This is a genomic window from Burkholderia sp. Bp8963 (genome assembly GCF_003854275.1).
Lineage (GTDB): Bacteria > Pseudomonadota > Gammaproteobacteria > Burkholderiales > Burkholderiaceae > Burkholderia.
Map to the genome: position 1 here is coordinate 158,551 of NZ_QTQP01000011.1, position 13,487 is coordinate 172,037.

The 13,487-nt window shown below is 63.0% G+C and carries 13 protein-coding genes and 1 pseudogene; 3 read left to right on the plus strand and 11 right to left on the minus strand.

What is annotated here, in order from left to right:
- Positions 1–15 precede the first annotated feature (15 nt).
- Positions 16–171 (minus strand): annotated as a pseudogene (locus DID96_RS12145) (UTP--glucose-1-phosphate uridylyltransferase); the annotation flags it as partial.
- Between the two features lie 170 nt (positions 172–341).
- Here DID96_RS12145 and DID96_RS12150 point away from each other — a divergent pair.
- On the plus strand, positions 342–1,496 hold the full coding sequence (locus DID96_RS12150; RefSeq protein WP_124599559.1) for an acyltransferase: 1,155 nt from the start codon (positions 342–344) through the stop codon (positions 1,494–1,496).
- Between the two features lie 38 nt (positions 1,497–1,534).
- Here DID96_RS12150 and DID96_RS12155 read toward each other — a convergent pair whose 3' ends face one another.
- Positions 1,535–1,816: a hypothetical protein gene (locus DID96_RS12155; protein ID WP_124599560.1), complete on the minus strand. Its 282-nt coding sequence runs from the start codon at positions 1,814–1,816 to the stop codon at positions 1,535–1,537.
- 300 nt (positions 1,817–2,116) lie between these two features.
- Between DID96_RS12155 and DID96_RS12160 the strand changes: the two genes are divergently transcribed.
- The gene (locus tag DID96_RS12160) at positions 2,117–3,304 is read left to right on the plus strand and encodes a TIGR03118 family protein (protein ID WP_124599561.1); all 1,188 of its coding nucleotides are present in this window, start codon (positions 2,117–2,119) and stop codon (positions 3,302–3,304) included.
- 100 nt (positions 3,305–3,404) lie between these two features.
- Here the strand turns inward: DID96_RS12160 and DID96_RS12165 are convergent, their stop codons facing one another.
- The 4 genes from DID96_RS12165 to DID96_RS12175 form a co-directional block, all read right to left on the minus strand.
- Positions 3,405–4,205 carry an anti-sigma factor gene (locus DID96_RS12165; protein WP_124599562.1) on the minus strand — a complete coding sequence of 267 codons (801 nt, stop codon included), beginning with the start codon at positions 4,203–4,205 and terminating at the stop codon, positions 3,405–3,407.
- On the minus strand, positions 4,195–4,722 hold the full coding sequence (locus DID96_RS12170) for a sigma-70 family RNA polymerase sigma factor (protein WP_124599563.1): 528 nt from the start codon (positions 4,720–4,722) through the stop codon (positions 4,195–4,197). Before DID96_RS12170 ends, DID96_RS12165 begins: the two co-directional genes overlap by 11 nt.
- A 27-nt stretch (positions 4,723–4,749) precedes the next feature.
- Entirely contained in the window at positions 4,750–4,872 is a 123-nt protein-coding gene (locus DID96_RS38850) for a hypothetical protein (protein ID WP_260463864.1), read from the minus strand.
- 160 nt (positions 4,873–5,032) lie between these two features.
- On the minus strand, positions 5,033–5,614 hold the full coding sequence (locus tag DID96_RS12175) for a TetR/AcrR family transcriptional regulator (RefSeq protein WP_124599564.1): 582 nt from the start codon (positions 5,612–5,614) through the stop codon (positions 5,033–5,035).
- 162 nt (positions 5,615–5,776) lie between these two features.
- Here DID96_RS12175 and DID96_RS12180 point away from each other — a divergent pair, with 162 nt between their 5' ends.
- Complete coding sequence (locus tag DID96_RS12180) at positions 5,777–6,196, plus strand: 4-oxalocrotonate tautomerase (protein ID WP_124599565.1); 420 nt, start codon at positions 5,777–5,779, stop codon at positions 6,194–6,196.
- 148 nt (positions 6,197–6,344) lie between these two features.
- Here DID96_RS12180 and leuB read toward each other — a convergent pair whose 3' ends face one another.
- The 5 genes from leuB to DID96_RS12205 form a co-directional block, all read right to left on the minus strand.
- On the minus strand, positions 6,345–7,424 hold the full coding sequence (gene leuB, locus DID96_RS12185; protein ID WP_124599566.1) for a 3-isopropylmalate dehydrogenase: 1,080 nt from the start codon (positions 7,422–7,424) through the stop codon (positions 6,345–6,347).
- 449 nt (positions 7,425–7,873) lie between these two features.
- Positions 7,874–8,818, minus strand: a complete 945-nt coding sequence (locus DID96_RS12190; RefSeq protein WP_124599567.1) for a heme-binding protein — start codon at positions 8,816–8,818, stop codon at positions 7,874–7,876.
- Positions 8,819–8,932: 114 nt separating this feature from the next.
- A complete protein-coding gene (locus tag DID96_RS12195) occupies positions 8,933–10,051 on the minus strand; it encodes a tryptophan 7-halogenase (RefSeq protein ID WP_185732233.1) in 1,119 nt (372 codons plus the stop codon).
- Positions 10,041–11,855 carry a LodA/GoxA family CTQ-dependent oxidase gene (locus DID96_RS12200; protein WP_124599569.1) on the minus strand — a complete coding sequence of 605 codons (1,815 nt, stop codon included), beginning with the start codon at positions 11,853–11,855 and terminating at the stop codon, positions 10,041–10,043. The genes DID96_RS12195 and DID96_RS12200 overlap by 11 nt, the downstream gene beginning before the upstream one ends.
- Positions 11,856–11,871: 16 nt before the next feature.
- Positions 11,872–13,197, minus strand: coding sequence for a ferritin-like protein (locus tag DID96_RS12205; RefSeq protein ID WP_185732234.1), 1,326 nt, complete (start codon positions 13,195–13,197; stop codon positions 11,872–11,874).
- Positions 13,198–13,487: the final 290 nt, after the last annotated feature.

The following is a 13,487-nucleotide window of genomic DNA, read 5'->3' on the forward strand; positions in this document are numbered from 1 at the left end:
GGTGTGAGTGCGGCTCACGCCGAGGTTCGACGGCGCATCTTCCGGCGCGGGCTTCTCGATAATGCCCGCGAGCTTGACGATCGCCTCCTCCCACTCCCTGCCGAACACGATCCCGTACGAGCGCGAGTCCTGCGGCGCGATTTCCTCCACGCCGATGATCGAGCTGCGATAGCCGTGCAGTGCTATCACTGAATCTGACTCGGATCGTTGCATGTGCGACCGCCCCGGCTCATGCGTCCGGTTTGCACCGGACAATCAATCTTGCCTTTGTAATGACTTCATCATCGTTTTCATAGTCTCCTGCCATCAGGAAGAAGCGGGTAACCAAAACGGAGGATCGAATGCTTCAGCAGATTCCGCAGATACAGACGCAAAGCAGTGTGTCTTCTGGTTCGGCACGGATGCACTGGCTCGATGCGTGCCGGGTGTTCGCGGCCCTTGGTGTGGTGTTGATACATATCAGTGCGAGCCCCGACGGACAATTGTTTCCGGATGCCCTGGCCTCTGAACGGGTTGGACCGGCTATCGTACGGATTACTGGCGAACTGTCCGGTTCGGAATTGTTTTTTCTGTTTTCGATGTTCCTGATCGCATTCAAGATCGATCGTCGGCATGTTTCATACCTTGACTTGATCCGCGAGCAGGCGAAACGACTTCTTATCCCGTTTGTCGCATGGACCGTGTTTTATGCATTCTTCCGCTTGTTCAAGGCTGAGTCATTCGGCTACCAGGCCGCGATCATGGAGCAGATCGTGCAGTGGCAGTCGTGGATTGGCTACCTGCTACTCGGCTCCGCTCAATACCATCTGCACTACCTTCCGACGATGTTCTTCCTGGTTTTGCTCTATCCCGCACTTCAAGCAGCGATCCGCTATCCGGTTGTCGGATTATCGATCATTGGCACCCTGCAGGTGATGGACTACGTGCAGTGCTGGTTGTGGGGACATGTCACCGATCCGCTCTACCGTGACTACCTGGTTCGGATGGTCAAGATCATCTGCTACAGCGGCTATGGCTTTGCGGGATTCGCCGTATTCGGCATCTGGAAACGCAAGCTTTCGCTTGATGAGAGCAAACTGCTGCTTTGGCTATCCTTGTTACTGCTCGCTGTCGCTTATATGGCGAAGCTGGTTTACGCCGCCGACGCGGTCGCGGCCGCACAGTGGCCGGTGCGGACCGGCGCCGGATTCTATGCCCATTTTCTGTCACCGGTGCTGATGCTCACGGTATTCCTGGGATCCCAGCATCAAAAGTGGTCTCCTCTCTACACGAGCATCGCAAAATATACTTTTGGAATCTACCTGATCCATCCGATATTCATCGACTGCTTCGATTTGCTCCAGCACGCGATGGGCTGGTCGACAGCGCCGATCGTCGCGGTGATATTGAAGCTGATCATGGTTGCGCCGCTAGCGTTTGCAACGACCTACCTGCTGGCGAAGTTCAGGCAAACTGCCTGGCTGGTTGGATTAGGGCCGGTTCCCTTCTTTGGCTAGCTGTGCAGCGTCAAGAGGTTGTTTCTCTAGACGGGAAGTCAGGCCATCGGCGCAAGGTCGCCGATGGCGCTACGAGCACAATACTCGTGCGAGTAAAACGCAGCAAAATCAAAGCCCCCCTGCTCGATCCCCGCCATCTGCGCGTCCAGCTTCGTCAGCCCGTTCCACTGCCCACTCAGCGTATCGATCAGTGCGGCGTCGGCGCACGGACGATTCGCACCGCACTTCCATTTCGCTCGGCACGTTGGAATAAAGGTGGCCGCTCGCCCGTTTAGTCTCGGTTCCAGCCGGCGCATCCACATGCGCGGGAGGCCGATCATGAAACGGGTCCTCACGGTGCGCGCGCCCGTGGGCGACATGCTACTGACCGACATGGCGGCATGTGGCGGTTCAGTGCACGCCTTGCGACACCGGCTCTCCTCGCGTTTCCGACGGCAATGTTTCCTTAGCTCAAGTCGACGCGGATCGAAAGGGTTCGTGGGGCATTGCCGCAGTCCGAAAAGCGTCGCCCGGGACACCAATTGAAACCCGGGAGCGCTCGCGCGCCGTGAACCGGACGGCAGTCCTCCGGCGCTCACGCACGGCGCAATTTCTCACCAGTCAGATCAAGGAGGAAAGTCATGTCTCAGGTCTCTTTGGGCCTCAAGGCGGCGGCCGCGCTCGTGCTCGTCGCGGGTTTTACAATCGGGCATGCCGCTGACAACGACGCTTACGTCGTCACACCACTCGTGTCCAATCTGGCAGGCGCTGCCCCGAAGGTCGACCGTGTGCTGCAGAACGCGTGGGGGGTTGCGTTCAGTCCGGCAGGAAGTCCATTCTGGGTCAACGACAATGCCACCGGCTGCGCCACGCTGTATGACGGCACGGGGACAAAGGTGGCGCTGCAGGTTTCCATCCCGCTGCCAGGCAATGTCATACCGGCCAGCGCCTGTCATCCCGTCTCGGCGAACAATCCACCGAATCCCGCGCCCGCGGCGCCCACTGGAATGGTGTGGAATCCCTCATCGGCTTTTCTGGTGCCAGGCACCAAGATCCAGGCCGTATTCATCTTCGCGACTGAGGACGGCACAATTTCCGCCTGGGCCGGTGGGTTGACTCCGGCGGACCACGCCGTGCTCGCGGCCGATAACTCGTCCACCCCATCCGCGGCCAGCGGGGCCGTCTACAAGGGGCTCGTCTTTGGCGTGAACGCGAACGGAGGATTCCTGTTTGCGACGAACTTCCGCTCGGGGCGGATCGATGTATTCGGGCCGAACGGTGCGAACGGCTTGTTCACGCCCGCGAAGACGGACGGTGGCTTCATTGACCCGAACATCCCGGCCGGCTACGCGCCGTTTGGTATCGCGAACGTCGATGGCGATCTTTTCGTCACCTATGCGAAGCAGAACGCCGAGAAACACGACGACGTTGCAGGCAGAGGAAATGGATTCGTCGATGTATTCGATACAGACGGCCACCTGCTGCGCCGCTTCGCCAGCCAAGGGACACTCAACTCGCCGTGGGGAATCACGCGTGCATCGTTTGCGTTCGGTCGCTTCAGCGGCAAGATCCTGATTGGCAACTTCGGCGATGGCCACATCAACGTCTACGACAACGACGGCAGGTTTGTCGATCAGCTGGAGAACGCAGCCGGCAATCCACTGGCTATCGACGGCCTGTGGACGCTGACACTGGGTGGCGGCCGCAACTCGAGTCCGGACGCGCTGTACTTCACGGCGGGGCCTAATCAGGAGGTCAATGGACTATTCGGTACGATAGCGCCAGTCAACGCCTCCAAGGCAAGGGAGTCCGGCGAGAACAGGCAATGACCGGCAGTCGCGCATCGCTCTCGGCGCAGCTTCCTGGCGGTGACAAGGTCACCGCCAGGGGGCGAGCGTGCAGCGCACTGGCAGACAGCCATTCATCGTTTTAGTCCCAGTCCCAGCGCTCGGGGTGTCCGCCGAGCTTGCCGCACACATCGATCGCTATCACCCGCATCTGGCTCTCCGCAATCTGCCCCGACAACGCATAGCCCATATGGTCGGTGGCCCAGTAGAACGTGCGGAGATTGCCGTCGCGAAGGATGCCGTACGACGATTCACCTTTCGAAACGCCAGTCATGTAGAGCGTGAGCCGTGCACCGGCGTGGTTTTCGTACATCAACTGCCCCGCTGGCCCGGCGTCGCCCGGTAACAGCCGCCCACCCACAAGCACGAATCCGTAGTTTTGCAACGAGGGGGCGGACAACGGCCGGTTCATCCTGCGCCCAAGCCAACCCATCAACTGCGCCTCGTCTGCGGCGCCCACTTCGACTGGATGGCGTACTTCCGGCACGTAGACCGCGTAAGCAATACTGGCTCGCTGGGCGAACTCCGTTTGTCCCGGGAGCCAGTCGAACAGCAACGAGCTGCTGGCGAGCAACGCGAGACCGGCCCCAAGCGCCACCCAGCACGCGGCCAATGCGGCGCGCTGCCACCATGGAACACGCGAGCGCAACACGATGCACGGCCCGCTCGTCCGCGCCGCGGGGTCCGCGAACAGCGCGCGCATCGCAGCGCGCTGCGCGCGATAGGATGCGACGATGTCCGCCGCCCGCGGGTCGACCGAAAGCCGCTCGATCACAGCCAAGCGCTCCGCTTCGGACAGCTCGCCGTCGACGAAGGCCGAGAACTCGCGCAGTTCCCGCTCGCTGTAGCCCGATGTCACTGTGGGGTCGAAATCATCGCTCATTGCCATCTCTCATGGCCTTGACGGACGCGAGCCGACGCGACGGGCCGTCCGCAAGAAGCATGCGCATGTCCTCCCGTGCCCGCGAAAGCCGCGACATCACCGTGCCAATCGGCACGTTCAGCACTGAAGACGCTTCCTGGTAACTCATTTCCTCGACGCATATGAGGAACATCACTTCGCGCCGCTCGAAAGGAAGGCGGTATAGCGCGCGCTCGACGTCGCGCAGCGCAAGCGAGTCCACTTCGCCGCACGGCGCTTCGAGTGTCCGCATTGGCTCGCTGTCGTCATCGACAGCGAACTCGCGACGCCCGCGCAACTGGTCGATGTAAATGTGGCGCAGGATCGTCAGGAGCCAGGCAAGCAAGTTGCTGTTCGGGCGAAACGCGCGCGCACGCGTAAGCGCACGCTCGGCCGTGTCCTGCACCAGGTCATCCGCCCAGGCAGGGTCGCCCGTCAGTGCGCGTGCATAGCGGCGCAACCGGGGAAGCGACCCTACGACGTCGGCTTCGAAGCTCACGCCAAGCCGGCACGTACATCGCCGCCGTTAGTCATCGCCATCACCGCTCGAGCGGCCCAATGCGTTCATGTCGCCCGCCGACGACCAGTCGCCCGATAGTGCGAGCCCAAGCGTCACGAATCTCGCCGACTGGATCTGCGTCGACTTCATGACTATCCCCTCTGCATGCGCGGACCTTTTCAAGACTAGTTCACGCAGGCTAAAACGATCAGCGCGATCACTTTATTCCGGGAATGAGCAGGCGTCGGAATGACGGGCCCTGCGCCGGGTCAGTGGACGCGCAGGCCTTTGCCGGTTCCGGGCGGGGTGCTTAGCGCTTGCCGACCAGCAGGTTCACGGCGTCTTTGATGCCGGCCGCGATCTGCGCGCCGGTCTTCGGGTCGGCGGTCGAGCGCGCGATCGAGACGCCGCCGGAAAGTATCGACAGGATCGCCCATGCCGTCTTGCGACGCGCGGCGAGTGTCCCGTCCGGCAAACCCAGCGCGACCGCGTCGACAATCGCCAGCAACTCGGCCTCGTAGGCGGTTTTCGTGTCGTCGCCGGCGCGCGCGACTTCCGGCGTCAGGCTCTGCAATGCGCAGCTTTCGCCAAGCTCGCAGGTGCGCCTGACGCTCATGTAGAAGTCGACGAACGTTCCGAGCCAGGCGTCGCCTTCACTGTCGCGCAGATGTTCGATCGCTTCGCGCAACTGCACGAGACCGGCGACGGCGGCGGCCTTGAACGCGTCGGCCTTCGACGGGAAGTGTCCATAGAAGGCACCAGACGTGACGCCCGCCTCCTTGGCGAGCCCGTCCACGCCTATGCCGCCGAAACCGAGGCGCCGAAATCCGCGTCCCGCGGCATCGAGTATCCTGCTCCGCGCCTCTTCCTTGTGCCCTGCCTTGTATCGCACCCGATCCTCTCCCAAAACAGCCGCTCGTCGACCTTGACAAAATAACGATCGTTATCCTACGATGCGATCACGGTCGTTACATAACGGCCGTTATATCACGTCCGTCTTGCCCCGTGCAATGTGCACACTGCTTGTCGCATGCCCACACGAAAGGAGAAGATCGTGCCTCTGACGCTCACGCTTACCGAAGGTGTCTTGCCTGCCGGCCAGGAAAAAGTCGCATACCGACGATTGTCGGAGGCCATGCTGAAGTGGCATGGATTGACCGGCAACGCACTGATGACGTCCAACGTCGTCGGCTCGATTCATGTGCTGAACAGGGAGCACACGTTCACCGGCATGGACGAGACGCCGGTGGTTTTCGTCGAATGGAAGGTGCCGTCGTTCGCGTTTACGGAACGCCGTGTCCAGGAGGGCTATTTCGCGGAAGCGACGCACATCATTCACGAGATGTCGGGCGGCCGGCAGCCGAAGGACAGGATCTTCATCAACGTGGTGCACGCCGTCGACGGCGCATGGAATTTCAACGGCAAGGCGATGACCAATGCCGAGATCGGCGCGGAGCTCGCGAAGGCCGGGTGACAGGTTTTCAGGAAAGCTGATCAGTACCCCCGGCGGTCATCGTGGATGAGGCCGGGGGTGTTGCTGCGGCAGTTTCACATCGCGATGCTCGTGGACAACGTTCACGACGGTGAGCCCCGCGCGCGCAGCTGACGCCGGTCGGTCGCCCCTATCTTTTGAGTGCCGCGACGACCGCGTCACCCATTTCACGGGTGCCAACCTTGCGCGTGCCTTCATTCCAGATATCGGCTGTACGCAAGCCTTGCGCAAGAACATGCCGGACGGCCATTTCAATCCTCTCGGCGTCACCAGGCAAATTCAGCGAGTAGCGCAACATCATCGCAGCAGAGAGGATAGTTGCGAGCGGATTGGCGGTATCCTTGCCCGCGATGTCGGGGGCGGAACCATGAGACGGCTCGTACAGGCCCTTTCCATTTTCGTCGAGCGAAGCGGATGGCAGCATGCCGATCGACCCTGTCAGCATCGCGGCTTCGTCCGACAGGATGTCTCCAAACAGATTGCCCGTCACGATCACATCGAACGACTTGGGAGCCCGCACGAGCTGCATCGCTGCATTATCGATATACATGTGCGAAAGCTCGACATCCGGATAATCCTTCGCGACCTTGATCATCGTGTCACGCCAGAATTGCGAGGTTTCAAGCACATTGGCCTTGTCGACACTGCACAGACGTTTGCCGCGCTGTTGCGCAGCGCGAAACGCGACATGAGCGACGCGGATGATTTCGGGCGAGCTATAGCGCATCGTGTCGAACCCTTCGTCCGAGCCTTTGAATGGCCCGTCGGGTGCGCGACGCGTGCCACGTGGCTCGCCGAAATACACGTCGCCGGTCAAGTCGCGGATGATCAGAATGTCAAGGCCGGAAACCACTTCCGGCTTGAGTGTCGAGGCGCTCGCCAACTCCGGATACAGAACCGCGGGACGCAAATTCGCGAACAACGCCAGATGCTTGCGCAAGCCAAGGATTGCCTGCTCGGGACGAAGTGCACGTTCGAGCTTGTCGTATTGCCAGTCTCCTACCGCACCCAGGAGAATCGCATCGGCGGATTTCGCCAGGGCAAGCGTGTGTTCGGGTAACGGATGCCCGCTCGCCGCATAGGCGGCGCCACCGACGGGTGCTTCCACCAGTTCAAAGGGCCGGCCGAGCGCGTCGAGTACCTTGACAGCTTGCGCGACGATTTCCGGGCCGATGCCGTCACCGGGCAAAACAGCAATTCTGAGGCTCATGAAGGTGGCAGTCCTGTTGATATATACACAGGACCAGAATAAGCGAAGGGACTGCGCGGAAAAAGATGAGCATGTATCCCGGTATCGGTAATTCCATGCAGCATGAATCAAGCCCGCGTCGCTCGTGAATTCGGCATCGGCCGCGAAACACGCTACCCGTACCACCGCTCAGCGAGGTGAGGGGTGCCCGGCCGAGACTTGCTTGAGCAACGGTACAACCTCTGCCGGAATTGCACGGGTCGTCGCGGCATTTCCTCACAAGTCTGCGTCACCCCCTTGATCAGTTCGCCATCGACAGTTCACCCATCATCGCCCACACGTGATAAATCGCGTCGCGGACGACCACCCAGACCTCATGCGACAGAAGCAAGTGCGTATCCATGGTGAATCCCCCCGCCGGGCGCCGCATGCGTTCGGCTGCATGCGGCCCCGGCTGTCGCCGTCGATGCCTACAGCTTCTCGAGCGTGGCCACCGACACATGAGGCCAGCTCAGTCCGTTGAAGTCGAGGATCACCTTCTGCGTGTATTGAAGCTGGAGCTTCGTCGAGCCGTCGGGCAACCGAACCGTCTCGATCCAGAAGATCGCCTCGACTTGCGCCGCGTCGGCATTCGGCCCGCCCGCGGCACCCTGCAGGAACGCGATATTGGACGTGCCGCCGCCCGTGGCCGGCACATTGCCCGATTGAGTCGAGATCAGCAGCGTCGTCGTGGCAATCACCTGCTTGCCTGAGATCCCGCTGTTCAGCACGACGTTCGGATTGTCGATCCACGCCTGCGTGACGTGCGGAATTTCCTGCGGCGGCGTGCGGAACTCGCTCGGCGTGGCGAGGTTCATTTCCGGAAAATCGCCGGCCGGCAGCGGGTGGGACGGGTTGCCGACCGGAAACGGCGCGATGCTTTCGGGCGCAAACGACGGCGGCCCGCTCAGCCGGAACGCGCCGCCCTGCATCACGATCGACGTGCCGTGCGGAATCGTCGCGAGGCGGGCGACCGTCGCGGCGTTCGGCGGATTCTCGGTCGGCGGAACGTTGAGCCAGAGTCCGGGCTCGATATGGATGCCGGCAGGATGCCCGTCGACGATCACGTTGGCATCCGACACTTCCTGCGTATAGGTCATCCCGTGCAGATTGATATCGCCCTGCAGCAGGCCGCGATTCGGAATCGCGCCGTCAATCGGCTTGAACTCGATCGTCTCGATCGTTTCGTTCAGTTCCAGGAACCGGTCCTGCTGGCCGGTCGGCTTGCCGCCGCGCTGGATCGGAAAAGGCCGCCAGATCTGGTTGAATCCCGTTCCCTTCCACATCCCGATCAGATCCCGCAAAGGTCCGAACCGGTCGGCACCACGCGGGTCGGGAATCGTACCGGATACCGATGTCAATACGAACGCTGCCATGTCAGGCTCCTCGATGTGTCATTTGATTCGTCAACCTAACCATTTAACGAACTTTCCCCCGTTCGCCCCACACCCCACCCAACGCTCACGACCGCCATGCACCAGCCGCGGTCGTTACGCGCATCCTTCGGCCAGCTCGGCGGCCGCCACCTGATTGCCGTGCCCGCGCCGCGCCCAGAACGCGCGTTGCGACCACCGCGACTCGGTGCCGTAACGCTCCACGCGCTCCGCGAGATAGCGTCCGAACACGGCATTGGCGCGCGCGGCATACGCGATCGCGCCATCCGGCCGCCCTGCCAGCATGTCGACGACGGCCGGCGCGGCCGCGAGCCCGTCGCTGAGCGCACCGGCAATCCCCGACGACGTCAGCGGATCCAATCCCATCAGCGCATCCCCCACGGCGATCCATCCGCCGCCCGAACTCCGCTCGATGCAGCCGCTGTGCGCGGCGAACACGTGAATCGCGGCGGGCGCTGGCCCCGGCGGCACATGCTTCGCGAGCAGGCGCGTGTCCTGCCACGCGCGCCGGTAGACGTCGGGATCGCGAAAGCGGCGGGCCGTGGCAACGTCCCGATCGGTCATCAACGTGACCAGCGCTTGCCCGTCCGGCAAGCCGACCGCGTACCACCAGCCGTCCTCGAACGACTCGACGAGCGAGAGCCCCGCAAGCTCGCGCGCATGCGATGCATGTGCGGCGAGCGCCACCATCCCGTCGAAGCTTCGCCGGCGCACGCCGAACCACGCCGCCAGCGGCGAGCGGCGTCCGCCCGCGTCGACGAGCACGCGCGCATGCACTTCGCCGATCCCGCGCGCCCGTATCGCCCACCCGTCGCTCGTCGGCATGATCGCTTCCACGCCGGCGCACGAACGTACGGCGATGCCGCGCGCGCGCGCGGCATCGCGCAGTTGCGCATCGAACGCCGCCCGATCGAGATGCCAGCCATGCCCGGTCCCGCGGAACAGGAAATGGTCGACACGGGGCTGATCGTCTCCCCACAACGACAGATTGCCGTGGTAGAACGCGTGTCCGGCGCGTTCCAGCCGGTCGTCGACGCCCAAGCGGCGCAGCAGGCCGGCCACGTCGGGCGTTGCCGATTCGCCGACCCGGAACGATTGCGTCGACGGGCGATCGAGCAACGCGACGCGGCACCCCGCCGCGTCGAGCGCGAGCGCCGTCGCGCAGCCGGCCGGGCCGGCTCCGACAATCAGCACGTCGTCGCGATCAGCTGTCATTCGACGCATGCTTCGACGGATAGAAAGGACGCGGCAGGGTCCGCTCGACCTCGACGAAGCGATGCTCGCCGTCCCCGACGGGTTTCTCCATCACGAAACCGAGACGCGACCAGTACCGCACCATGTCGACGTTGTCGGGGAACGTCACGTAATCGCCAGCCAGTTGATCGTAGTCGGTGCCGATCCACGGCACCTGCTTGCCGGAGCGCTCGCCGGGCGGCGGCGGTGCGACGCTCGCCTTCGCCATCATATGGTCGGCCGTCGGATCCCGATAAACGAACTCCGGGCGCTGCGCCGGCCACCACCACAGCGTGCGGTCGCCGATCGCCTGCGACGCGCACTCGTTGAAGTCGGCTTGCCACGGCAAGGCCATGTAGCGCGTGAGGTCGCCCGGCTCCATGCCCCGTTGCGGATCGTAGCCGAGACTCAGCGGCCCCTCGACGACGAAGCGGCTGCGGATGCGGAACGGCTCGGCGTAGATCTCGGGCACCCGCGAGATCCAGGTCATCTCGATGCCCGGGGAGAACGCGCCGCCCACGCAGTTGTCGAGCACGCCGCGTGTCAGCGCGTCGGTTGGCGGCTCCTGCGGCGGGGTGTTGACGAAGTGCCCCTCCACCCATTGCTGCAGGAAAAAGTACTGCGTGTCGGTCAGCCGCAGATAGCGGCTCGTGGCCGTGCCCGGCTTGAGGCAGTTGTCGCCGGCCAGAAACGGCATCATCGTCGCGCCGCGCGAGTTCATCAGGTCGTTTTCCTGATACGGCGGCCGCAATACGTCCATGATGTAGCGCCGCAGCCCCTTGAACGCGTCGGCGCCGTCTCCGTCCGGCCCGAGCGCCCCGAGCTTGTCGAAGTCGAACCGGTGCGGCTTCGACGGAATCGCCGCGACCCACGGGTAAAGCATCGCGCGTTCGAGCAAGGGCTCGATCTCGGTCTGGAAATTGGGCCGGTAGCCGTGCTTGCCCGCTTGCCACATGCCGCCGTCGAGGATCTTCGGATAATGGCCGGACCGCACCATCGCATCGAATATCGTGTCGTAGAGCGTTACCAGATTCGGAATTTCCGGCGCGTACTTCGGCGGCGCGACGAGCACGTGCGCGCTGGCCGCATGGACGACTGTCCCGTCGGCGAACTCGATCGTCGCACCGACCGGGCCATCGGACGTGTCGTCCCACCAGCCGTCGTTGTTCGCGTAGTGCTCGAGCGACGGGTTCGACTCCGTGGAGCCGGCAATGCCATGTCCGCCCAGCACCAGCAGCCGCCCTTGGCCGTCGGTGCGCAGCTCGCCGAGTGTCTCGATCGCATGCATCATCGGATAGAGCCGGCCCGGCGGGAAGTTCGCGCCCGTATACCCTTTCGGAACTTGCTCCTGATTGAAATGGACGTTGGCAGCGCGTTTTCCGTGAATCTGGCGCGGCCCCGCATCGATCAGCAACTGGTGGCGATCGCGGACGTCCGGGTTGCGCAACGGGTGCGTCGGCGCATAGCCGCCCTCGCCTTCCGCGGGACTGAACGCGTACCAGCTGGGCTTCTTGTTCGCCAGATGGACAACCCAGCGGATCGACGTCACGTTCGCCGTATCCAGCGTCACTTCCTCCGCGACGCCGTTCTCGACCCGGTAGAGATGAAAGCGTGCGGCCTGCCGGCGAAGGCGGCCCTGCTCGTCGCGAAAATCCTGCTGCCGGAACGGTTGCCCATCGGGATTGATCGGCAGCCCGCGATAACTTTCGGCCCCGATATAGAACGCTTCGGGGGCGTCGCCAACGCGTGCGACGCCAATCGGCGGATAGATCTTGTATTCGACCATGATGTTCCCCGTGGTTTTAGCTCGAGAGCGGCTGATCGGCGGCTTCGCTCAGCTCCACAATGTCGGTTCGTACGTCGTCCAGCACGGCCGTCAGGTCGGCGCGATCCGCGCGACCCGTCACGCCGGATGCGGCCTGTCGCGCATGGGCCCGTTGTCTCTCCAGCATCGCCAGCGTGCAGCCCGGCCGGTACAGATAGGTCGGCGCCGCGTTCGGTCCGACCGAGCCGTTGCCGTTCGCGTGCATCGGCGTTGTCATCAGGCTCAGCGCGAGCTTCGGCATCACGTGGTGCATCAGCGGCAGGGCCAGCGCGAAGAACGGATCAGGCTCGTTCGGCGTGTCGGTGAAGCTCTTCTCCAGCGCGTCGAGCATGATGCTGTACGCGATGTCGAACGCCTCGACAAGCTTGAGCGCGGTCTCGTTCGAGTAGTCCTGCCGTCGGGGATTGGACGTGATCGGACGCGTCGCGGGAAAGTTGGCCACGTCGAGCGCCACCGCGCGGAATTTCCTGAAGTGCGACATCTCGTATGGCGTGCCGAGGATGGGGCCGTACGTTCCGTCGGTGCGTTGACCGTAGTGGTTGTAGGCGCCCCACCGGCTGTCGGCAATCATCGACTGTCCGTCGAGAATGCTGCCCTCGCCTTGCTGCTCGATCTGGGTGATGCCGTATTCCGCGGTCTCGATGTCGCTCACCTGCACCGCCTTGCCGCCGAACTTGCCCAGATAGATGTCGGTGCGCTGACGCATGTTGGGGGCCTGCTGGAACAGTGGCGGACCGTCGGGGTGGCGACTCAGGTAACGCTTCATGCCTACTTTCAGCGCGTCGTACAGTTGAGCGATCGTGTCGTACTGATTGCCCTGCGCCGGCGCATGCGGCGGCGCGGGTGTCTCGATCGCCGCGAAGGTCTTCTCGAATACGTCGGGCGACGCCCTGTTCAGTCCGATGAACGGCATGCGGTCCGGGTTGGAATGGGGCAGAAAGCAGGGGTACTCCGGCACCGCGGTGCCGGTGAATTTCGGCGTTCCGCCAATCGCGACGAGCAGGTTGGCCGCCTGATTGAGGTGGAACATCTCCTCCACCACGACGGAGCGCAATGCCTGATAGGCGTCGCTGGCCGGATCGGCGATCGAGTAGAGCGCCGTCAGGTAAGGCGGAATCGTGGTGAACTCGACCTGGAGCGCCAGTTGCGCGGCGTCGTGCAGGCTCGCGCGGGGATCCGGTAGTGCGCCGTGTCCGATGGCTTCCCCATGTGCGGCGATGGCCGCCCTGGCGACATCCGGCCCGCCGCCGAGGCGACTGAACAGGTTGCCGAATGGCTTCTTGGAATCAGCTGTGCTTGACATGTTTCCCCCGTGACCCGTCCGGATTAGGACGATTCGAATCGTCTGGCGATGCCGGGCACGGCCGCCTGGCAGGGCCGACCCGGGTTGGCGCGAGAACCGGAAGCATTCGCTCCGCCGCCAATAAAGGCATTTTTCTTTACGAATCGAGCGATCTTTTATTTTTAAAGGAAATGCCGATCCATAGGCCACCCGCCTGAATGACAGGCGATATGGCGCCATAATTCATGGATGATGGGCGCTTCCCGTATTTGAAATAGAGAACAATTTTCCGGAAATAATTTTGTCTCCTG